The sequence below is a fragment of the Nitrososphaera sp. AFS genome (assembly GCF_009898475.1).
In the GTDB taxonomy this organism is placed as follows: domain Archaea; phylum Thermoproteota; class Nitrososphaeria; order Nitrososphaerales; family Nitrososphaeraceae; genus Nitrosopolaris.
Window position 1 is genome coordinate 1 of the sequence record NZ_QURE01000052.1, and the last position, 22,439, is coordinate 22,439.

Below are 22,439 nucleotides of genomic sequence, written 5' to 3' on the forward strand. Positions count from 1 at the left end.
CTTCCGATAAGCTCAGCTTTACGAGGCCTGTACTTAATGTTGAGAGGAGACAAGATACAATCAGCGTAGTATCAAGCCACTCTAAATTACTCTATTCTATCTGAACGTGAGTGGGGGTCTTGATTTTGCATGTTGGCATGATTCCCATAAGGATGACAAAATTATAGGCTAATCGAAACTGTTAGTATTTAAAACTTTGTATAAAATGTGTTCTGTTTCGATGATTTTAACCAATTTTAAAAATTGACCAGTTGATTGGGCACACACTTGAAGCTCCGTTAGTTTGGCTTTCTATACCTTTATCTCAATAAATGATTATCATTATTTGCGATCAATTAAGATATGAACTGCACATGCTAGAACTATTTATCCATAAGATAAACATCTGGCCTGATTCGTAGTATTTCTCTACTAAGATTTAAAAACAACGGATGAGTAAACGCGTATTGGTGCAACACAGATCTTTACGAAACTAATTTCTCTTTTCAACTGCTAACTAAAACCAGTTGGGTCCCGTTCATAATGCTTTCTAAAAACAAATTGGTCAAAACTGATAGGTTCCAGAACATACATAAGTCAGCAATGATCCAATTATATGAGATTGAGGAAATAAATTTTATCTCATCTATAGTAATAATTTCTATTACTTTACCGAATTTCACGTTAGAACAATTAATGCCTTTACCAAATGTTTTGAGACCGGTCCGTTTGGCTATCATCCTTGATTCATTTTCTATTTTCGTCTTGTCATAAGCTGGAAGTTGTTGGAATGTCCTTATAGATCCCTTCTATAACTCGCAGTATATGAGCTGTTCCAGTAGTAAAAAATGACTGTACAATTCTGATATGATCTATTTTTAAATAATGAAGCTATATGCTGACCGCAATGACAAATGATAATATTGTTTCAGCCAAAAAACAGATGGCCAAAATCTTGATGTCAATCCAAATGCCCCTCAAGTCCCTATAAAAGAAACAAGCCTAAATTTGATACCTCCTCTTTCAAGACTACGAACTACCCAAGGGATCAACCTGCGAAAATGGTCTGCTTGTTCAGATTGTTGTCAACCAATAAGGAGCCGTTTTGGACGGGCGCATATATACCATGCATGTAAAGTTAGGCATACCAATAAAATCAATAATGAAGCAACCCATGAGATGGATTCAATTATATACATAGATCCTGTTATGCTTCGATAATAGATTAAGTATAGTCACTTGCTTATCTACAGTATTAAGTATAGTCAAAACCTAATATGATAATTCCTAAACCCAAAAATGGTGTCCCACTGAGCGTCAGTCATCTCAATGACGCGATATACAACAACAAAAATGGGATCCCTTTTTGGGAAAAACCTCTATTCAAGCACCCAGCTAATAGCGAGTCAAATGAAGTATAAAATCACATTCCTCACAAAAATACCCTGGAAGATCAAATTCCAAATGTAGCATCATGATGCCGTAGCAGCGGGGACAGTCAATTTCGTTCTCAATCAACAAATATTCTTTTTTGACGTTCTTCTTTTCCCTTCTCTTTTCAAGATTAGTCACTAAATCGGACATAATGTTCAGCGACCGCGGCTTCTAATATAGGCCGAAGAACCTCTGTAGCAGGGAGAGGGTGAGCTTATTGCTGCCGTGAGCACAACACAGAGTATCAGTTGATTGACTACACAAGGCGCAGATTTTGTTAATACTTCCCTGCAGGAGAAGAGTTTCAATCTTGTCAACCAATCTATAGCACGAATTAACAAATTGTTTATGAGATGCCTAGAATAGTATACAAACCACTCAATCTACGAAATTGTCCATCCATACTGGATTTGGCGTAGTCCTGGATAGATTGACTACCCGTATACTATAATGACTAATTTGTTTTATCTAGCAATCAGTCCAGGTTAACCAACGAAGTGGTCCTGAAACACAGTCCCAGAAAGGATAAGTAAATGCATATACTCATATGAATTCCCACATGTTCAAATCACTATTTTCGTTCGAGAGAGAATGTTACAGCTTTATTCCTAAATTAACACGAATGGGTTAGCACAATTCCTCCTAAATTGAGGTACGTCAAATCATTCAGGTAAGTATAATGCTTGGCATCAAACCTGAAGTCATCTTCATAGTAATTACTAATTCAGAAGTTATGATAATGTTTTGTTTCTTGGTGTTACTATTTACCCTTAATTAATCCTCTCCATGAAACATTTTACTAGACACACCCAAACAGCGACTAAGTACCAATTTTAAATCCTCCAAGAGATATCCCACTACCTCCAGTTTCTGATGAAGAATTAGCTTTTTGAATCATCTCTTTTATTCCCAGATAATCCACAAAGTCATTAACAGTTTTAGTTTGAAAATATACAGACCCTGGCCCTGTTATTTCGGTGACTAATCCTTGTCCTCCAAGAAGAGTACTTTTCAGTCCTCCAAACTTTTTCACAGTATAGTTTAGATTTTCGCTCAAAGCCACAATATGATGGTTATCGATAATTATTCTTTCATCTTTCTGTAAATCTTTTTGTACTACTGCCCCAAACGAATTAAGAAAAATATCTCCTCTGCCAGTAGCTTTTATCATAAACAACTCACTTCCAAATAGACCTTTAGTAAAACCTTGCCATTGAGTATCCAATATCACATCAGAAGTAGAAGCTATGTAAGCACCCGAATGAACTATCAAACCGTCTTCAGAATTTATTTCCTTTTTAATAATATCGCCAATAGGTCCGCCTGTGAGACCCATAGAACAACCATCCACGTTCGCGACATAGTTGTTCACAAAAAACGATTGTCCGCCTAATACGCTTACCTTTAACTTTCTAAGGAACCCTCCCCCTTCTCGAGTCTTTGTCTTGACTTCAATATCTCCCTGCATGTAGACCATCGCACCTGCTTCTGCAGTGATAGTTTCACCATTATCTAAATGAATATCTAGAATTGCCATAGGTTCTTTTAGGATTTGATATTGCATATGTTGTCCTTCGAGTAACGGAATCGATGGATGCATATAACCTCTTTGGTTACTGTTGGTATCATTCGATAATGAATTAAATGGGTGGCCCTTTAATGCTAATATCCTAGCTCTGTAAAAAGGATATATCTAATTTAATGAATATTGATTGGTTATATCATATCCATAATGCATGAGCTTAGACTTAGAACTCATATTTAATGGTCCTAGTTACACAGGAGACACAATAGAAAGAGACTGTAACTTACCCTTTGATCTAGAATTAATTGCTTATCCAGTTATGAGATTGCTTCATGAATATATTTCGCGTATTATTCTAACTGTGATTACATTTAGTTATTATTGAACCACTCGTAATGGTGCAGCCTACTGAGATAATCTTATCAACTTTAGGTACAAAATAAACTATCACAGATATTAGTACAATCGCGCATATAATAAGACATGCTACAATGAGTCCTATGCTGTGACTTTCAAGTCTGCCATACTATTATTCTCCCCGAATGCGGGGCAGTTTCTCTCAATTGATCTTTTATTTAATCTATTTGCAGGAGAGTTACATACTCTAGTGAGATGTTTCGGTACCTCACTCCACATTGCTCAATATGGTTGAAACAGTTTAAGCAAGTTCAAGCTTGGGTTTAGCTTTTGTCTATCTGCATCATCCCAGGCTCGGAGCTGGGCCTAGCCTTTTGTTCAGAAGGCACATTCAAACTGTAGGAAGATCAACAAAATGACATTCTAAATATTGAGATCTGAACAACTTCGAAATGCTTAGCTAATGCCGAGAGTATGTAAAATATTGCATTAATAACCTTAGTAAGAAGAATTAAGAACCTAATTTTCATCTCTTTATATATGTCCTGTCCCCATTAGTGTCGTTATGGGAAATTCAAATTCTCCAAGCTGGAGGCGTGGCGTATTAGTTGGTCTAGGTGCCTTAGCTATCATATTGTCCATACTGGTATTTATACATCCAGGAATGACGATAGTCACTATCATATACATACTCGGTTTAATTCTAATCATTGTTGGAATCGAGAAGATCATAAGTGGAATTTTTGAAAAGAGGACCTCAAAGTGGAGTACTGTAGGCCTCGGAGTACTAGCTCTCATCTTCGGTTCCATAGCTGTGGGATTTCCAGTCCATACGGCTGTTTTCGTGATTATATTCTTGGGTATCGGTTTACTATTCAGTGGGATAGCCCATATCGTATATGGCTTGGGTAACAAGGAGAGTCCTGGTTGGGCAAGAGGATTTAGTATTGGAGCTGGTGCTCTAGCGATTGCCATATCATTTCTCGTCATGGTATCTCCATATGCTGGCGCAGTGTTCATATCTCTCTTCTTGGGCATAGCACTGCTAATATTGGGAATAGAGATTATTGCAGTTGGAATTACAGGAAGAAGAATGGCAATGATGCCTCGGGGAATGGAACGCTGAATTCAAACTTTCAGAAAATGAAAGATGACTGGTCAGATTTCTTGCTCTGGCCTTACCTCTAGTTGTAGCAAAGTTGTCTTTTCGAGGGGTATACGAACTACTTACTCCGGCCCAGCAACAGGCCTTAAAAAGTAAAAGTAGCCTATTATAACCATGAATGGCTCGATTGTGGGAAGTGCATTAGGTAGCTAATATGTCAAACCTAAAATCTTTGCAACTTTGCGCTGTGCTACAGGGATAGTCTACTATAGCTTGAAACAACACCTGACAAACTTCTGTCTGAAGGGTTAGCGTATTAGAATTAAAACCTAATGAATCATGCAACATGGCATAAATTCACTATAAAACCTGCAATCACCCAGCATGCTTTTTCCGCCAGTATGACGAACTCACCCAAATCACCTGTAGGGCCACTAAAGTTTCCAATAATGTAATTCTTGCTCTATAAACAAAGTATGTTTTCAAGGTAACACTCCATTTTTTACATTTTAATTGCCAATGGTAAGTTAGATTGAATAAGCATGACTTTCTCACGAAATTTGGGATTAAGATGTAATCATTTTGTTGTAAGCAATCAATATGACTACAGGTTTTGCTTAGTATCTTTTGCGGATAGATAGACAAATTATCAAGAACCGTAATCATGAATGAGGTAGAATACTTTTATATAGATTTCCATCGCTCACTGGTTACATGTATTCTCAAACAGTAGCCACTATGGCAGCAATAATGCTATTGGCATTTGCATCCTCATTACACTTCGCTCTTGGGTCAGTAAATGGTATGAACAATGTGACCAATGCAAGTGGGTCATCGAAGATAATGCCCAACAATACATTTGGTTGTATAGGAACAGTTACAAATTTGAACATTCATTCTAATCTTCCACGATGTGCAACACCTTAACAACAGGCATGCACTGAGATGCACTGATAACATTGCCCACCAGATGACTAATAAATTAGTTGTAGAATCAGAATTAAGAGAACATGAGCAATAACTCTCTTCGTTATTGTCGCGGGAATCCTAGTTTTTGGAGTCACAACAACTTTATCAATTATACCTCAAGTCGACCTACCTTACTTTGAAGGCATTTCGTATTTGTCCACCTACTTGAAGGACGACACTATAGAATACAAGAGAAATGGTCCCACTGTAACCTCAGATGCGATTTATTTGTGGATTCCTCAACAAGTAATTCCAGTTACCTGGATCTTACAATACGTTTTATGACAGCTCGTTGTCGAGGAACAAACCTAGTCTGCTAATCTTGCATCCAGCTTTTAAGGTGTTCATGAAAGAAGGTAATAGTCGAAGTTATCTATCGAGGAGTACTATCTAAACAAAAATACTGCGAAGATAGCTGGGTTAGGTAAGTCAACACAGAATATTCCAATTTATCGCTATTTGCCATAGCGCGCTCGACAGACATTGTCCCGTGATCGCCAATAGTATCATTTTTGCAATGCTACATTTAAATTGATATTTTACGAGAGCATGCAGCCAGCGACAAAAGCCTTCATTTTGTAAACTCACTCTGGCTAAATCGATATTAGAACTATAATCCCGCTAGGCGGTCATTATGGTGACTCAAACTTTAGTTCACCCGTTGTATTATCCATCACTGTTGAGAATAACAACGTTCAGTGAGACATGTAAGAGCGACATCCTAAACTGATTGAAATGACTCCAATTGTATGTACATGGATTCAAAAGATAAGTAACTATTTTCAACATTCGAATATCTATATGAACAAATATCAAGTGAAGCATTATATTCGTGCCAGCTTTAGTAGGATGATTATTCATGAATTATTAAATCAAAGGTGTGAAAGGTGTCAATAGCTACTACACAGCTACTAGCTAGTAGAATTTAATAGCTGCTGAGTTGAGTTAAAGAGAGATGACGATCTGTGGCATTTGTTGTTGATGCATGCTAATATCTGGCAATGATTACCTTCACATTTGGTGGATGTATTCTTTGAGAAATTGGATGCATTTGCTACATGGGATTGGTATTGTAACATTACCCCTGCAGACACAGCAATAAAGATGATCAGGGCTATTGTTGTTCTTATCATACCCTCAGAGTAGTCTGTATGGTATATTTCATTTATGCCAATTAGCTTCTAGTGACAGTTCTATTACTTTTAACTATTTGAGGAAATAATCAAAATTCCATGTCAGTTCCATGCCAAAGAATCGAGTAGCTATAAATCCTTTATATGCCACTGTTCCATGACTAACGATTTCGTCATCGTCAAAGATTTACTCCAGATCCAGATGCTAGGTTGTCCTATAACAGAAGGCAGTAGCAAAGAGTCGACAGGATGGTTCTATTAAGCCTTTTAAAGAGTTGCCTCTTTGCTACCTCCAGTTTATTAAGCAAGTACCTAAAAACCTGCTCTTGAATGGCAGGCAATTTTTAGTTCTATGATGGAAAGGTCTTTTTTGGATATTGTGTTATACAAGGCTGAGAAGAGTCACAGTGAATGAAAATAATATAACCAAATCGCGTCCCGATCCACTATCATTTGTAGCAAAGATGATATTTTTCACTAAAGGTAAGGGATTACATAAAGACTATCTGACTAGTTTTGAGCTTGCGCTGCGTGACGCTGCTATAAGTGATCTAAATCTTGTATCGGTTTCTAGTATAATGCCTCCAGAATGCAAGATTGTAACCAGAGAAGAAGGAAGAAAACATCTGTTACCTGGGCAAATTGCATTTACAGTCATGGCCAAGTCTGCTACCAATGAGCCTAATAGATTGATTGCTGCATCAATTGGTTTGGCAAGACCAGCTGATCAATCTCAATATGGATACCTTTCAGAGCACCATTCTTTTGGTGAAACAGCTCAAAGGGCAGGTGATTATGCAGAGGACATGGCAATGGAAATGCTCGCGACCACAATCAGTCTACCCGACGATCCTAATCTAACTTGGGATCAAAGAGAAGAACAATGGAAACTTTCTGGCAAGATATACAAGACACATAACTTTACCCAATCTGCCCAAGGACATAAAGATGGCTTATGGACTACAGTCATAAGTGCTGCAGTAATGATCTTGTAATGGCAAGAAAGAGAAATTTTGTCCTGTATGATACCCGTTCCACTGGATGAACAGACATCTAACAACAAGGGCAAATACACAAATAAATTTGGATCTGCAACCGGTGGAAACCATACAATCATTTTGTCGATGAAAGGTAAAAGGACACATGATATTGATGGACAGACCGTGGACGAAATTTGCAAAATGCTTAACAGGTCGCCAGATGGCGTGACTTTGGTAGACAGCCAAACCGTAGAATATGGGGAACAAGTAATGGATGGGACAAGGCCCGTGAGCGTTTATTATAATCTTGGATTGGTCCAATCTTGGATAACTATACCGAGCAAATTGTAAAATATTGTACGCACAAAACTTAAATAATCACATCTGGGGCTACAAATATGATTAATAAATCAAGTCTAAACAGTATAGTATTACGATCGGGAACTTACTTCTCGGTTATTCTCTTGGTAACATCTCTCCTCTCTACCTCTTATATCCAAAATTCAAAAGCGCTAGTTCAAGAGGATCATGAAGATTACGGATATCTGAAATTTGCCGCTTATGCAGTAAAACAAGCTTACGCAGCAAAACAAAACAATACGGTAAACTCCACAACTCATATTCCAGCAATAGCTGTGGGACCCAAGATTCCTGCAAAGGGATATTTGGTTCAAGAAATTCGTGACCATTTGTATTGGGTGACCGATGGAATGTATAATTCTATGTTCCTTGTGAGCAATCAAGGCGTCATCGTAGTTGATGCACCTTTCACAATTGGCAAAAACTATCTTAAGGCCATTGCTGAGGTAACAAAGGAACCAGTAAAAATTGTGATCTATAGCCATGCACATATGGATCATATCGGGGCGGCTAATATGTTTCCTGCAAATGCTACTTACATAGCACAACAGGAGACAGCTACGATACTAAAGGACCACAATGATACGGGCGTTCCAGCACCTACTCAGACATTTTCAAACTCCTATACCGTAAAGCTTGGCAATCAGACACTGATATTAGATTACAAAGGTGTCAACCACGAAAGAGGTAATATCTTCATTTATGCCCCAACCCAGAAAGTCCTAATGTTGGTCGACGTCATCTTTCCAGGTTGGGTTCCCTTCAGGGACTTGGCAATAGCTGAAGATGTACCTGGGTTCATCAAAGCTCATGAACAAGCATTGAGCTATCCTTTCGATACATTAGTTGCTGGTCATCTCACCAGACTTGGTACTCGTGCAGATGTTGTTACACAAATGGAGTTCATTAAAGATCTCAAAAGTAGCGCAATTAATGCTACCAAGATGTTTGCTAACTTCACCAAGATCGCCGGACAAGTTGGTGGATTCAGTAACCCCTGGCTAGTGTTCAAAACGCACGATGATGACGTAGCCAATCAGTGTGCTCAAACTATGCTGGCTAAGTGGAACAATCGGCTTGGAGGAGCTGAGCAATACATGTCTTCTCACTGTTCAAAAATGGCAGAAAGTTTACGGGTAGATTAAGCCTTGGTAGGCGGCATGTACAGATAGCACAGCACATCGCTGCGAGGCCCACTCCCCTTTGGTGGACAATCATGTCGACGCGCGAGTTATTAAGTAAACTATTCCGTGCTTTTATTCGTAATTGTTTCTTTTTAGGGGTTGTTTGAGTGCTGGAAAATTTTACCGATCTGAACAAATGATAATTGGGCCTACAGTAGACGAAGCCTCAGAATATTACAGACTGCCAGAATGGAGCGGAGTTTCTACGTGTCCGAGCATTTCCAAAACTACTGTTAATATACTGACGCGCAACAACAAAATGAGATGGCCCAATTGGACATGGACACAATTGAGGAATGGCGATAGTACCGGATTGGTGGATAATAGGCATAAGCACCTCTAACGCTGTGGCTACAGTTTTTGCAGTTCTAACTTTTGCCATGACAAGGCGATGGTTCAAATGCAAAGGAGCACCATAATGGACAAGGGATCTATTCGTTGTCGTCATTGCAGGCATTTGCTTAAATTTTCGTTTGATAACAAATGCACGTACAAACTGTTTCGCGGTAATACTTGTAATTGTACTCGTCATTACTAACGCTACTGAACCGCTAGAAATGGTAATAATATCTTGGGACAATCCCAGGAAGAAACCCATCAGGGCAATATAGAACCCCAATTGACGCTGTAATTTCGGCATTCTCACTATGCCTGCTGGCTAAGGCTTCCAGTCCACACAGGCCTAGCCATCATGGCCCAGTGAGCCAACACTGATAAATCCGGCAATTACGGTCTAAAAAAGCTACCAAAGATGCTCTAAAATAGATTTTTAGAATAGTTGCAGAACTCACATCAACCATCTGACCTGGTCCCGGTCCCGGAAAAAGAAGCAAGCAAGAAGGCGGCTCCAGTCGCAGTATCTGGTAGCAACATCTATACAGCATGGAACAATGCTAGTACTGCTCTCCACGGTGATGCCATATTCTTCACAAAAAGTACTGATGGTGGAAAAACGTTTTCAACCGTAATGGTTCTCAGCCCACCTAATACAAATCCAAAGGTTACTGTGGTACGTAATAATGTAAATATAAACGTGGCCGGTAGTACCGTAGCCGTGGCGTGGTGGACAAACGAAACAGGAGCACTTAATCCAGTAATCAGGACAAGTACTGATGGTGGGAATACCTTTGGAAATTTGATAAGGCTCAACAGCACTTCGACACTAGGGACACATAGTTCGTCAATACCAACCACTAAACCTGCAGGCTGCAGTTTTTTGGATCCAAGGTGCTAAACTCTAGAGCTGTTATGGTTCATGTACGTTTTTGTCAACATTATGTAAAAAGATCATTCATATTTAGTAATGCGTTGAATTTTATCCGATTGTAAAGTGATGTAGTTTAATCTTGCCTTGATAATTGAAATTCATCCGGCAATCATAAAACAATGTCTAGTACGGCAAAGATAATTCACCAAAGGTAGTGAACCCCAACTTAACTACACAAGCTATTGATGTGATCACGGTCAACCATTAGCACCATTTCTCGTCAATAAATCCCTTAATGCAGAAGGTTGCTTTTGTGGTTAGAAATAGAACTGCGCTTATACTATAAAAGACAGCATTCTAGCAGAATCATACGTCAAATGAACTCAAAATACAGATATACTGCATGGAAGAAATTTAATATAATTACCAAATGAAAGCAGTTGGTTTATACGAAAACTTACCAATCGATGACCCTAAATCGCTAGTTGATTTAGATATCGAACAGCCCAAAAATCCTACCGGCCATGATCTACTTATAGCGATAAAAGCGATCTCTGTAAATCCTTTAGATACAAAAGTTAGGAAAGGTATGTACTCACTCGTGGAAAAAGCCGATATGCCAACCATATTAGGATGGGATGCAGCGGGAGAAATAATTGCCCTTGGCTCAGAATGTACACTCTTTAGGAAAGGTGACGCGGTTTATTATGCTGGCAGCATTTCGAGACCGGGAACAAACTGCGAGTTTCATTTAGTAGATGAACGTATAGTTGGAAGAAAACCGAATTCGCTTAGCTTTGAAGAGGCTGCTGCTATGCCGCTTACAAGTGTAACAGCATGGGAGTCACTCTATGATAGACTATGTATTTGTGTGAATACCACTAGAAGGTTTTCTCCACAGAGGGGTTCATTCTCAGACTCTAGCAGTAACAAACAAATTCTGTCATCTATCCTTATCATTGGTGGGGCAGGAGGAGTTGGTTCAGTAGCAGTACAGCTTGCAAAAAATGTTTTAGACTCCCCGGTCAATTACTCAACTACGTCAAGGTTGAATGTAATTGCAACTGCATCTAGGAATGAATCAAGAGAGTGGTGTAAGAGAATGGGTGCCGACTATGTAGTAAATTACCGAGAAGACCTTAAGTCTCAAATCAAAAACCTCATAGGTTCAGAATATGTTGACTATATCCTTTGTCTGAATAATACCGATGGTTATTTTGAGGCCATGAAGCAACTAGTTGCCCCACAAGGGCGGATATGTTCCACAGTCGAAACGACGGCTCCAGTAGATCTTGGAGGAATACTTCGCCAGAAAAGCGCTACGTTCGTTTGGGAGCTTATGTTTACGCGGTCACTATTTCAGACCCATGATGTGATAGCGCAACATCATATACTTAACACAGTAGCAGATCTTGTTGATAGTGGAAAAATACGGACTACCCTAACAGATTTGATGTCTCCAATAAATGCCGAAAATTTGCGTAAGGCACATAAAAAATTGGAATCTGGTTCAACAATTGGAAAGATTGTTGTATCTGACTTCTAGATTGAGAGTCCAGCTTAGCTTTGACTTTAGCCTTCAACTCATCCGATATATAACACTGACCCATTTGTTGCGCAAAGTATCTCTTTCAATTATGACCTGTTTAGATATCCAATTTTTTTGGATTGACGTGATGCATCACCTTTTTATCTGCTTATGTATTTAGCCGTCATTGGGCTATTTAATAAGATGTTTCGATGTGAATAATTGATACACAAATAAAATAGCGAATGATGTCTAAATCTCTGTCCTTAGGATTTAGAAGCTGTACCATCCTTGTGGTCCTTAAACTTCTATTTTAATGCCGGTCGTTCTACATTGAAAATTAAAATTAATTGAGCTCTATTTTGTTTGTTAATTCCTTTGCTCTATTTCTAATGGTAACCTCTGTGACACCAGCAGCTTCTGCGATATTCGATTGCGTTATTGTCTCTCCAGTCTTAATACCCGATATGTATAATACTGAGGCGGCAAGACCCATTGGATCCTTGCCAGCAGAGACTTCTTCTTTCATTACCGCGTTCATGATTTCTGCAGCTTTCCTTTTCGTCTTTTCACTCAGCCTAACCTTGTTTGCCACCCTTACTATGCATTTGATCGGATCTTGTTGTGGAATTTTGAGGTCGAGTCTAGTATGAAGTATTCTAAAGTCCTTTGCGACCTCTTTTCTTTTCACATTGCATACAGCCGCAATGTCATCTAATGTTCTCGATGCTCCCAATTCTCTACAAGCAATGTATACAGCAGCTGCCAATACTCCTGATATGGTTCTGCCCCTAGTTAGCTTCATTGACTGTGCCTTTCTGTAAATGTACGCAGCTTTCTCGACTAGGCCATCCGACAGTCCTAGTTTATCTTTCATTATATCCAATTGAAAGAATGCTTGTCTAAGACTTCTATCCTTAGGTGTATGCAGCTGTGACCGCAAATCCCACGTAGCTAGTCTATTCATGGTAATTCGCATCGCGGGATCAAGCTTATTGCCGCTCGCATCTTTATTAGTTCTCCCAATAACAGTCGATAAGCCCATGTCGTGTCTTGCCAAAGACTCTGGGATCCCAATTCTGGTTCTTAATTCAGGTTCTGAAGTAGAAAACACACGCCATTCTGGCCGTACATCTTGCATCTGGTCTGAAATTACTCTCCCACATTTTACACAAATCATCTCTCCAGAGTCAGAATCGGTGATTATACTCTCGCTGCCACAACCTGGACATTTGAGTAAGGAGTTAGTAGTGATAGACGATGTATTACTATTGGAAGGTAAGAAATCACCATAACGTACCGATTTGTTCATACTTATATAATAGGTGTAATTACATATAAAGCATATAGTAAGTTATGACTTACCAACCCGATCGTTGTATGGATTTATGATAAAATTATTAATAGATAATTCGGGCAAATGAATGATTATTTGAATATAGATGCAGATCTCGTGTAATGTTATGCGGTATTACAAATCATTTTAGCAATAATTATAATTATAATTATAAGTATACCAGAGCAGTTTTAACTTGCGAATTGTCAGAAATAATTTTTGGTGGATAGCCACTCCACAAACATATTAAAATTGGATTCGCTGATTGTAAATTCTAAACAGAATGAAAGGCTACACGCAAACGACTCCTAAAATAGAGCTTTAACATCATATTATAATAAAAAATTTGACATTATCATCTAGTATGTACGAATTCCGTTAAGAGATATATACTATATTATAAATAATCGCCTTTTGCTTATCGTACTATTGTAGTGTTACAATCTGTAAAATGAATATTAAACTAAGCTTCTTAAAACAGGCACTGTTTCTTCTATAAGATTGTATTAGCCCATGCGTATCAATGGTTTAGACAAATCCATTTGAGACCATGCGGAATAAATAAAGTAGGCGGCGGCATGTTGCCTAAGCAATTATGAACTCTATTCTTCCTATATAACAAACAGCTGAAAAATATAAAACTGATAACTAATGTGTACTATCGTAAGATTTTATCGCTGTTGGAAGCTATCTCGGAAAAATAGATATTCCATCACTTGTTACAATTTTTATCTCATGCCGGCAATACCAGCAGTATTTACTTTGCAGCTGCTTTTGATCCTGTAAGCTCACGTGATTCGGCAGTATCGTCTTACTGTCCAGTGGACTAAAGAATTCTCCTCGAATTCCCTCAAGTGATTTTGACGGTTGGAATCAGGCAACCCCTAGCATCCATTGCTTTACCAATTTTGGCCATCAATTTTGATAGGTTCTTCAAGTCCTCAGAAGTAAAAACCATAATATTTGCACTTAATGGATTGAATGATGATTAGGCTTTGAACAAAAATTTCTTTGAAATACTTCAAAGGAAGTGTTGATTTCTATGAGGTGGGTAGTATTCTAACAGGAAGTTTCTGTCACGGACGTATTAGTAGGATGTCTTTCTGTCATGTGCGGTTAGTAGGACAAGTGGGCAAGTATTTCTGACGCCATTTTAGAGGATCTAATTTTGAAAATGACGTTCGGGCTTTCATTTATCTCACTCATTTCGAACAAAAACCAGATTGGGTCAATATTCATGATTTTTGTAATGTTCATTTTATCTTTGTTCTATACTTTTATAATCGCTTACTCTTGTAATTTTATTGACCAGGTGACTTGATACATTAGAGCGAGGTGAGAAACCTGCTAGCTTTTTGAAGATTATTCTCATCGGCCCAAGTGCAATAATCTTTTGGCTTATTATATGATATTATATGATATTATACTTCACCATGCATTTAAAGTCAATCAATGTGATTTGTTAAAAGCGTTTACAATATTCACGTATTCATAATATATTCACATTGTAACACTATTAAGTCCCTAAAATCTATGTATACTGTTTTTGAGTAGAGATATAAGTCAATCAACTGTGTCTTTCCGGCCAGAAATTAGTTTGATGTACAAATTAATTTCAATGTCAATTTTATTACTGGTATTGTCAAGTTTAGGCACAGTCAATCAGAATACAGCGATAGCCCAAATGCAGAATCGATTTGTTAGTTACCAGGATCCTATTTATGGCTTTGAAATTCAATACCCAATAGATTGGCAAAAGCTCCAATTTGCGCAGGGAATAACACAGGGTTCACACAATATGATTGTAAATTTTCTCTCGCCACAAAGTGGAGCGTCTCAAATCTTTAGGCAATATCTACTGATAGAAACAGCAAACGTGACTTCTGCAACTTCAAATCCATCTGCATTTTCAAAACAGGAGTTAAACTTCCTGTCTCAATCTTTTCCTGATTTTACTCCAGTTAACACAAATGCGAGTAGTTCTCTAGCAGGGCAAAATGCATATTCTGTTGTATTCACATATAAGGATCCAATCGCTGGTGTAGGAAAAGCGATGGCTATATGGACCCTTCACAACTCAAAAGCCTATATTCTTTCTTATCATGCAGATCGTAGTAATTATGGCACATATTTGACCGCGATAGAAAAGATGATACGTTCGTTCAAAATAGTGCTAAAATAGCTTAAATGCCCTTTGGATCCATTTTTTGTTGTGTTGTTCGACAAACTTCACCCTCCCTACTTCTGAATAGTGGATTTAATCACTCAACGACCTACCTATCTGCATATTGTTACTTGTTTTGACCATTTACGCAGGATGAAAAAAACTAGCTTAGTTTGGTTCAGCGTGATAGCTTTCTTACATTTTAATCATCTACTGTTGAAGTTTCTTGACAGGATCTTTCTGTATAATTCTTGTTACGTAATAACATTGCAGTTTAAATATCAGATAGCTCTTCATTATACAATCATTTTAGCCCCTTTTGATATGCTTTGCTGCAGAATATTTGAAATGTGGAAAGGGAAAGCCTTGCTGGTGACTCTTAGTGGCCCGGTGATCCTTTTCACCTGGTGACCGTTAGCTGGTAAGTGGAATAAGTTGAGTTGGAACACCACCGACCTGACTACTCGGGCCTCTTAGATCTTCAATAATTTCAATATTTGAGCAGGGATCCGTGACAGTTGCCTCAAAGTAGTAATTGTAGGAGAAAGCAAAGTGGGTCTGACACAAGCCAAACATAAAAGTGAATCCGATATAGAACTAAGCATTCAAAATAATGACATAAAAAAGGGTGTACCAAGAAACCGCCATTTGGCATATCCAAAGCTTGTTTAACAAGTTGCAGGTAGACAAGATGGCCTATGAAAGTTATTACTAAAGATATCATTGTCAACTCAGGTGGAGAGAATGATATGATCGACCTCACAGCACCATCCTCTAAGGCAATTCAGGAAACCAAACTCCAAAATGGAAGTATTACAATATTCGTGGTTGGATCAACAGCGGCTGTAACAACCATTGAGTATGAACCTGGACTTAGAGCTGATTTTCCTAAAATGCTGTCTAGGATTGTCCCAAAAAATACAGAATACGAACACGACAAAACTTGGCATGATGGAAATGGCCATTCACACGTTCGTGCCTCCTTAGTTGGTCCAAGCCTAACAATTCCTTTTAAAAACAACACTCTCCTGTTAGGAATGTGGCAACAAATCGTCCTGATAGAAATGGATACTAGAAAAAGAGAGCGTCAGATCATAATGCAAGTAATAGGCGAATGACATTAACTTCATATAAACCGGCCACATTAAATGATACTTTACAACACCATTCTTCCAAACGATATTGAGTTTGTAGGGTGTTCGGTACGCTTTTCAAAATATTTTCTTTTTTAAATATCTTTTTCTTCTTAATTCAGTTGGTAACTCAATTGCATATTTTGTTAAACCACCAGCGTTACGTTCACATTTGAAAACAACCTGATCTTTTTATGACTTTTGAATATTCTATACTTTGCATGCTATGCCATGTTAAATAATAAGTAATCAAAGTGGCTCATAACATTTGGTACAAGTTGCCAGGTTATAATAGCAATAATATTAGTAGTATTTATTATCCCGGGTGCGCCAACTCTGTCCGTTCTTCTCTTTTCCAGTGGAAATGTGCAATCCCACGATCAATAAGATGCAACCAAGAATAATCAGTACCACAGCAACATCAGGTACATACGATAAGATTGTTATATTCGTATTTATTCTAGAACAAGCCTGAAACAAGACATTTGACACAGCAGGAACATTGCAAGCCACTTGAGCTAGACTAGACAAAGGCGACATATCAGCAGCCCAGAAATACATGAAGGCTCCAAGCAAAATAAATAGTCCGCCCCAGGATGTCCCTATAACAAACCAAAATGTTCGTGCGTCTATAGCCATCTTCTAGTAATAACATTCGGTCAATACTTAAGCGAAACTATAGTTAGTTAACTACGTATGTAAATTTGTAAACAAATTAATGATAAAAATACAAACCATGCAAAATCTATATAATGATTTTACAGGATACTCTGCGCAAAGATGTTGCTGTCCCCTTACAATCCCAAGGGACCATGCGAATTCTGTCGTGGATAGACAATTACCATAACTTGAAACAACCTTCCGAAACGGATAGGTATCGGTTATATCGCGGGGCATGTAGTAGTACAGCGCAGTATGTCAAGATATTCAAAGAAGGACAGTGATCTGTATTTGAGAATATCTCGAGTAAGTCTATACATTTCTAATAGAAAAATAGGATTCAAGGTACTAGTACAAGTTTGGGACTTGGGACATTATAAATTTAAAGACAGGTTTTGAACTTAGTATCAGCTAAAAAACAAATTCTCGTGTTACTCCACTCCTTTTTCATCATTTCTATACTAGCAAAGGGCTAATTTAATAGATCTGGCAGGGGAAGTTGCATCAGAGGTGCCAATTATTTATGGAACACACTTGCACAATAAACGTTCAGGCAATCGCAAGGGCATAGCACCAGGGATGAAAAAAGAAGTGGTTCGTTCGATTGAAGTGACACCAAGCCGACAGAAATGGAACATAGTTTTAAGTTCTCATGTTGAAAATAGGATTCTATAATATTATTATTGACGTGAGATGAAGGTGAAAATCGTACTAGCGTCGGTTATCATACGCGCAATACCGATAGGTTTGTCGATCATAGTCACATTTTGAAGTAGAAAATTTGGTTTAGACTTGCTTCAATATCCCCGCAGGAAAGAATAGAGAGTAACACCGTACGTGCGCCGGTATTTATTGGTAGGGGGTGATGTAACGAGCACAAAACATTGAAAAGTGACACCTTCAGCGATATCATCGTATCGTTATCCGAATAATAATCTAAACAGAGCTGAGCATTAACTTCACTATGTCCAAAAAATATATCTATCGGGCCCGGTTAATTGGGGCTTCTAAGGTTTCATCACTTTTGCCCCCGTTATATTCTTATTGCCGACCTGACACTTGCTGAACAGATCTAATTAGTATATTTTCTAGTTCCTCCAATATAAAAAATAGATGATAAAGGGATATAATCTCTCTTGCTACATATTCTTCAAAACTTTCCTCATTTTCAGTCAATCAATTTCTTGTTGATAATCGGAAAATTGTCTTGAATCAATTTGCAGATACTCGAAATATCACAGGGCCTGTTACGAGTGCCCACTGTCGAGTTGTTTTGGGAAATTATTACATGCTTAATAATGAGGGGATAATTAAATAGTCGAATCGAAGTAGCANNNAATATTCCTCAGTGTCCATTAATCGATGTAAGATAAATATTATATTTGTGAAGCGGAGGCTCATTCCTATTAATTTAATGTAAAAAGTTTTTCTTAGTTTACATAGAAATTCCTGCATCTTTCGTATCCAACCATTTAACCTCTCTCTTTACAGGAGAAGTAGAGACTAAACTTTATAAATAAAAATGCTCCTTCAAATCAGTTTATGGATCAGTTCGGATTTCATGAGGTAAAAAGCTACATTGTCTAGTATCGCTTAAAAATAAGTTTCAATGCCATCTGATAGGGGCATGATTATCCATTATAAAAACAGCTATTGATCCTGGTTATATAATAAAGGAGCACAATCCAATTGCAATAAATTAAAAGGATACCACTTACATACTTAGAGCTGCAAACTCAACATTTAGTCGGTTTCGGTTCTGTGGTCTGAGTAGTAACACTTGTTCTAATCATTCTATATCTGGTAAGTAAAATTGTCAATCGATTTTGATAAACTGACAAATGAGTATATCATTTAAGAAAAGCTAGTAAATTTTTAGCCCGGCTCTGGAGTCAACTAGCAAACCTATGATAATTCAGAAAAATATATGACGATGGTTTAGGATAGATGAAGAAATGGCAACCTTTACAAGCTACGTGTCTCTATGAATTCCAGGAGGTAAATGCCTGAGAATTGGCTTTGCTAACTTAGCCTTGGATAAAAGGTTAGTTAAAGAGCTTATCTCTTGAAATTGAATAAATGCCGCAAGGAGAGATGGGAAAAAGGAGACAAAGTGAAGTAACCTTATGGGTAAATGAAATTAAAGAAAATGTTTGGTATGATCTTCACACAAGACATACGAGAATAGTCGTCCAAATTCAGCAAATTACAACACTAAACATACTACTGAGAGAACAAAAAGGAACGATAAAAATCCCACTTTCAGAGCTAGATGATGTGATTATAGTGAATGAGCATCGCATCGGGCATGGTAGGCACGCTGGGTTTTCAATGGGTAGGTATTTTACTCCGAATTATGGATCTGGCGATTATGATCATAAGTTAGTAGGAGATCTGGTCTTTGTGCATAATCGTGAACATAAGATTACATTTCGTAACATAATGGATCCTAGAAGTGTTCAGAATCTCGTGAAAGCTGAGAAGAAAAAATTGCACCCAATGCAAAATTTCAAGTCGACGATGAATTTTGCTACTACAACTAAAATGTCCATGTCGAATACCGAATTTTTAATGTACAGACATGAAGCCTTCAAGATGGAGATTCCATCCAATTGGATCATTATCAACAAGCACAATGCACCAAGTGGAAAGTTTGTAGTAGTATTTAAAAACCCACCATTAGATTCTGTAGACGCCCTGTCAGTAGAAATCGAACAGAATACAAGGAACTTAACAATAGAAGACTTTTCTAACCTGGATCTTATGCTATTGAAGCGCGGCGTTCTGCATTTTCGTTTAGTTGAATTTACTAATACTTTTGATTGGGCAGGACAAACAGCGTACAAGATCATCTATGATGGAATAATCCACAACAGATCGGTTAGACACATGCTTATATTTACGATCAAAAATTCAAAGTTGTATAGACTGGTATTCATTTGCGAAACAGAGAAATTCTTTGAGAGGTTACCAACCGCGATTCGCATGATAGACTCCTTTAGTTTTGCAATCGATACTCACAATAATGATAATGGTGAGACCAACACTCGCTAGAATAGATATCAATTAAACATATGAAATACATATGATACAAACAACATAGCATAGGCTCATTAATATTGAATTTTTGGTTGGCTGCTTTGATCTAGCAACCTTGTTTAATAGTAGTTGATTGTAGGAATATTAATTGGTCGATGTTTTTTCACACCTATCTCCATTTTTCCTTCAGATAATGGATTTGTTCGGTACTATGGCATTCGCTGTAACCGGTGCATTTAAGGCAATTGAACATAAAACGGATTTAGCGGGAGTAATCATTCTTTCTACAATAACTGGAGTAGCCGGTGGAGTAATTAGAGACATGATTTTTGGGATATATCCACCTGCTGCTATCACTAACCCATCGTACGTCATAGTAACGGTCTCTAGTGGTATTGTCATATTCCTTCTTTACCCGTCGCTAAGAAAACATTGGGGTTTATTTTTGAAATTCGATGCCATTGGTCTGGGTGTATTCAGTGTAATTGGCGCCACTGTCGCATATGATTTATTTGGGTTGAACTTTCTTGTCTTGACTTTTGCTGGCATTTTAACTGCAGTGGGAGGTGGGATATTAAGGGACTTGTTCGTAAACGAAATACCCCTTGTTTTTGTTAAGGAGTTTTATGCCTCTGCTAGCTTCCTTGGAATCATAATTTTCTTTGTCCTGTTAGTGGTCGATATCAACTTGAATATTGCCACTATTGTATCTATGCTCGTAGTAATCTCCGTTCGCTTTGTTGCAATGAAATTTAATTGGAATTTACCAAGGGCAAGAACATGACACCTGGTGATAGATGAGCCACGAGATATATTTAATATATTTAACACACATATGAGCTTTGAACCCCTTCACTCACAAAATATGCATTGCATACTCTAGCCCAGAAAATCCGACCATTCTGTTCCTCCAACCAATATCATGTGTTTAAATACTATGCAATTTGAAATGGTTCTAAAATTTATGAACATTAGTTTGAAATCTATGCTCTAAATATTGTATGATTGGTTTGATGACCTTTCCTTACTATGCTAATCGGCACCGAATCCGGTTCAAGATCCTTTATAGATCTGCATCTATTTCTCAATGTCATTTCGGTTATGCCTGCCGCCCTTGCAATATCAGATTGAGTTCTTTTTTCGCCAGAATTCATGCATGATATATATAGAACTGCAGCGGCCATCCCCATTGGATCCTTTCCAGCAGTTACTTCCATACTGATAAGTTGAGACATTAATACTATAGCCCTGCGTTTTGTCCTTTCTTCTAAATTTACCTTGTTAGAAACTTTAATGATGCATTTAGTAGGATCTACAGTAGGAATCTTTACGTCAAGCTCGACAATCAGAAGCCTATAACTTTTTGCCAAGGTTTTATGTTTAACGTTGTTGGCCCCTGCAATTTCCTTTAATGATTTTGGGATTCCCAATTCTCTGCAGGCAATATATAGGGCTGCATCCAACACTGCAGAAATCGTTCTTCCTCGAACTAGCCCTCTTGTCTGTGCCTTTCTATAGATATACGCAGTCTTCTCTACTACTGTTTCTGGAAGTTGGAGCTTATCTTTCAAAGAGTCAAGTTGTGCGAAAGCATCTTTTAGATTTCCATCGTGGGAATTACTCGCTTTTATTCTAAAATCCCACCTTCGAAGTCTTTCCATTCTAGAACGCATGTCTGAATCGAGGACATGGCCGCTCGCATCTTTATTAGGTCTTCCAATAGTGGTAGAAAGCCCTTTATCGTGACGAGCCAAAGAAATCGGAAGTACACCGTTCGCCTCAAGATCTGATCCTCTGGTTCCCAGCGACATCCACCAGTTATCCCGATCTTGTATATTGTCAGAAATTACTAGACCGCAGTTGCTACATATGATCTCACCAGATTCATGGTCAGTTATGACTTCCTCGCTCTTACAGGCAGAGCAGGCGGTCCTAAGTTGTTTCATTGGGAATACCATTAAATTCATATGTCAGCATAAGATGAATTTTGTTTCTTCCAGTCTACAACGAAGCTCTAAATCTCTATTAGTTTGGGTTCCTTTTTTTATGGAGATCATATTCGAAGCTAGCACGACCCATCTATTTCACTCTTGTAATACATTCGTCGAATATATCATCCACATCTTCTGCATTTAGTAATAATCATACATGCTGAAAAGCTTCTCAACCGGCCCTACCATTATGTTTAGCAAAACATTCGATATCTTTGGACTGAGATTGTAGATGAGCAATTTGATACTTAACTTCGTTTGAGTTCTCAAAAATATATATTTCAGTAGACAGACTTCTTATTGGCATTTGAAGAGAATTTGTTGGATGGCTATGCCAGTCTTTATTATTGCATTA

Annotated in this window: 18 protein-coding genes; 11 read left to right on the plus strand and 7 right to left on the minus strand. The window is 38.0% G+C overall.

All coding sequences use genetic code 11. The annotated features are described in order from the left end of the window. Positions 1-1,374: 1,374 nt before the first annotated feature. Together DYY65_RS07155 and DYY65_RS07160 are read right to left on the minus strand one after the other, a co-directional pair. Positions 1,375-1,563: a hypothetical protein gene (locus tag DYY65_RS07155; RefSeq protein ID WP_162477290.1), complete on the minus strand. Its 189-nt coding sequence runs from the start codon at positions 1,561-1,563 to the stop codon at positions 1,375-1,377. 670 nt (positions 1,564-2,233) lie between these two features. Continuing rightward, complete coding sequence (locus DYY65_RS07160) at positions 2,234-3,013, minus strand: TIGR00266 family protein (protein WP_201449386.1); 780 nt, start codon at positions 3,011-3,013, stop codon at positions 2,234-2,236. An 847-nt stretch (positions 3,014-3,860) separates the two neighbouring features. Here DYY65_RS07160 and DYY65_RS07165 point away from each other — a divergent pair. Then, positions 3,861-4,421, plus strand: a complete 561-nt coding sequence (locus DYY65_RS07165) for an HdeD family acid-resistance protein (RefSeq protein WP_162477292.1) — start codon at positions 3,861-3,863, stop codon at positions 4,419-4,421. Between the two features lie 701 nt (positions 4,422-5,122). Here the strand turns inward: DYY65_RS07165 and DYY65_RS07170 are convergent. Continuing rightward, positions 5,123-5,293 carry a hypothetical protein gene (locus DYY65_RS07170; RefSeq protein ID WP_162477293.1) on the minus strand — a complete coding sequence of 57 codons (171 nt, stop codon included), beginning with the start codon at positions 5,291-5,293 and terminating at the stop codon, positions 5,123-5,125. Positions 5,294-6,386: 1,093 nt separating this feature from the next. Between DYY65_RS07170 and DYY65_RS12725 the strand changes: the two genes are divergently transcribed. From DYY65_RS12725 to DYY65_RS07185, 4 genes are all read left to right on the plus strand, one after another. Further along, positions 6,387-6,515, plus strand: coding sequence for a hypothetical protein (locus tag DYY65_RS12725; protein ID WP_255457484.1), 129 nt, complete (start codon positions 6,387-6,389; stop codon positions 6,513-6,515). Positions 6,516-6,966: 451 nt separating this feature from the next. Further along, positions 6,967-7,497 (plus strand): pyruvoyl-dependent arginine decarboxylase, encoded by a 531-nt coding sequence (locus tag DYY65_RS07175; protein WP_162477305.1) that lies wholly within the window; start codon positions 6,967-6,969, stop codon positions 7,495-7,497. A gap of 27 nt (positions 7,498-7,524) precedes the next feature. After that, positions 7,525-7,833, plus strand: a complete 309-nt coding sequence (locus DYY65_RS07180; protein ID WP_162477294.1) for a hypothetical protein — start codon at positions 7,525-7,527, stop codon at positions 7,831-7,833. A gap of 47 nt (positions 7,834-7,880) precedes the next feature. Next, a complete protein-coding gene (locus DYY65_RS07185) occupies positions 7,881-8,987 on the plus strand; it encodes an MBL fold metallo-hydrolase (protein WP_162477295.1) in 1,107 nt (368 codons plus the stop codon). A 205-nt stretch (positions 8,988-9,192) separates the two neighbouring features. On the opposite strand, the gene DYY65_RS07190 is transcribed toward DYY65_RS07185, so the two are convergent. After that, entirely contained in the window at positions 9,193-9,666 is a 474-nt protein-coding gene (locus DYY65_RS07190; protein WP_162477296.1) for a hypothetical protein, read from the minus strand. 138 nt (positions 9,667-9,804) lie between these two features. Here DYY65_RS07190 and DYY65_RS07195 point away from each other — a divergent pair, with 138 nt between their 5' ends. After that, on the plus strand, positions 9,805-10,260 hold the full coding sequence (locus DYY65_RS07195; RefSeq protein ID WP_162477297.1) for a hypothetical protein: 456 nt from the start codon (positions 9,805-9,807) through the stop codon (positions 10,258-10,260). 403 nt (positions 10,261-10,663) lie between these two features. Next, the gene (locus tag DYY65_RS07200; protein WP_162477298.1) at positions 10,664-11,779 is read left to right on the plus strand and encodes a zinc-binding alcohol dehydrogenase family protein; all 1,116 of its coding nucleotides are present in this window, start codon (positions 10,664-10,666) and stop codon (positions 11,777-11,779) included. 328 nt (positions 11,780-12,107) lie between these two features. Here DYY65_RS07200 and DYY65_RS07205 read toward each other — a convergent pair whose 3' ends face one another. After that, complete coding sequence (locus DYY65_RS07205) at positions 12,108-13,073, minus strand: transcription initiation factor IIB (protein WP_162477299.1); 966 nt, start codon at positions 13,071-13,073, stop codon at positions 12,108-12,110. A gap of 1,642 nt (positions 13,074-14,715) precedes the next feature. Between DYY65_RS07205 and DYY65_RS07210 the strand changes: the two genes are divergently transcribed. Both DYY65_RS07210 and DYY65_RS07215 read left to right on the plus strand, forming a co-directional pair. Then, positions 14,716-15,279: a PsbP-related protein gene (locus DYY65_RS07210; protein WP_236561722.1), complete on the plus strand. Its 564-nt coding sequence runs from the start codon at positions 14,716-14,718 to the stop codon at positions 15,277-15,279. 680 nt (positions 15,280-15,959) lie between these two features. After that, a complete protein-coding gene (locus tag DYY65_RS07215; protein WP_162477301.1) occupies positions 15,960-16,379 on the plus strand; it encodes a secondary thiamine-phosphate synthase enzyme YjbQ in 420 nt (139 codons plus the stop codon). Positions 16,380-16,697: 318 nt separating this feature from the next. Here DYY65_RS07215 and DYY65_RS07220 read toward each other — a convergent pair whose 3' ends face one another. Beyond that, positions 16,698-17,033 (minus strand): hypothetical protein, encoded by a 336-nt coding sequence (locus DYY65_RS07220; protein ID WP_162477302.1) that lies wholly within the window; start codon positions 17,031-17,033, stop codon positions 16,698-16,700. 2,115 nt (positions 17,034-19,148) lie between these two features. Here DYY65_RS07220 and DYY65_RS07225 point away from each other — a divergent pair. Both DYY65_RS07225 and DYY65_RS07230 read left to right on the plus strand, forming a co-directional pair. Next, positions 19,149-20,108 (plus strand): PsbP-related protein, encoded by a 960-nt coding sequence (locus DYY65_RS07225; protein WP_236561723.1) that lies wholly within the window; start codon positions 19,149-19,151, stop codon positions 20,106-20,108. Between the two features lie 133 nt (positions 20,109-20,241). Next, complete coding sequence (locus DYY65_RS07230) at positions 20,242-20,877, plus strand: trimeric intracellular cation channel family protein (RefSeq protein WP_236561724.1); 636 nt, start codon at positions 20,242-20,244, stop codon at positions 20,875-20,877. A 199-nt stretch (positions 20,878-21,076) separates the two neighbouring features. Here the strand turns inward: DYY65_RS07230 and DYY65_RS07235 are convergent, their stop codons facing one another. Continuing rightward, entirely contained in the window at positions 21,077-22,039 is a 963-nt protein-coding gene (locus tag DYY65_RS07235; RefSeq protein ID WP_162477304.1) for a transcription initiation factor IIB, read from the minus strand. Positions 22,040-22,439: the final 400 nt, after the last annotated feature.

Coding starts and splice junctions, on each gene's coding strand:
- DYY65_RS07155 (WP_162477290.1), bottom strand. CDS start 1,563: ATGTCCGATTTAGTGACTAATCTTGAAAAGAGAAGGGAAAAGAAGAAC.
- DYY65_RS07160 (WP_201449386.1), bottom strand. CDS start 3,013: ATGCATCCATCGATTCCGTTACTCGAAGGACAACATATGCAATATCAA.
- DYY65_RS07165 (WP_162477292.1), top strand. CDS start 3,861: ATGGGAAATTCAAATTCTCCAAGCTGGAGGCGTGGCGTATTAGTTGGT.
- DYY65_RS07170 (WP_162477293.1), bottom strand. CDS start 5,293: ATGTTCAAATTTGTAACTGTTCCTATACAACCAAATGTATTGTTGGGC.
- DYY65_RS07175 (WP_162477305.1), top strand. CDS start 6,967: ATGATATTTTTCACTAAAGGTAAGGGATTACATAAAGACTATCTGACT.
- DYY65_RS07180 (WP_162477294.1), top strand. CDS start 7,525: ATGATACCCGTTCCACTGGATGAACAGACATCTAACAACAAGGGCAAA.
- DYY65_RS07185 (WP_162477295.1), top strand. CDS start 7,881: ATGATTAATAAATCAAGTCTAAACAGTATAGTATTACGATCGGGAACT.
- DYY65_RS07190 (WP_162477296.1), bottom strand. CDS start 9,666: ATGCCGAAATTACAGCGTCAATTGGGGTTCTATATTGCCCTGATGGGT.
- DYY65_RS07200 (WP_162477298.1), top strand. CDS start 10,664: ATGAAAGCAGTTGGTTTATACGAAAACTTACCAATCGATGACCCTAAA.
- DYY65_RS07205 (WP_162477299.1), bottom strand. CDS start 13,073: ATGAACAAATCGGTACGTTATGGTGATTTCTTACCTTCCAATAGTAAT.
- DYY65_RS07210 (WP_236561722.1), top strand. CDS start 14,716: ATGTCAATTTTATTACTGGTATTGTCAAGTTTAGGCACAGTCAATCAG.
- DYY65_RS07215 (WP_162477301.1), top strand. CDS start 15,960: ATGAAAGTTATTACTAAAGATATCATTGTCAACTCAGGTGGAGAGAAT.
- DYY65_RS07220 (WP_162477302.1), bottom strand. CDS start 17,033: ATGGCTATAGACGCACGAACATTTTGGTTTGTTATAGGGACATCCTGG.
- DYY65_RS07225 (WP_236561723.1), top strand. CDS start 19,149: ATGGGAAAAAGGAGACAAAGTGAAGTAACCTTATGGGTAAATGAAATT.
- DYY65_RS07235 (WP_162477304.1), bottom strand. CDS start 22,039: ATGAAACAACTTAGGACCGCCTGCTCTGCCTGTAAGAGCGAGGAAGTC.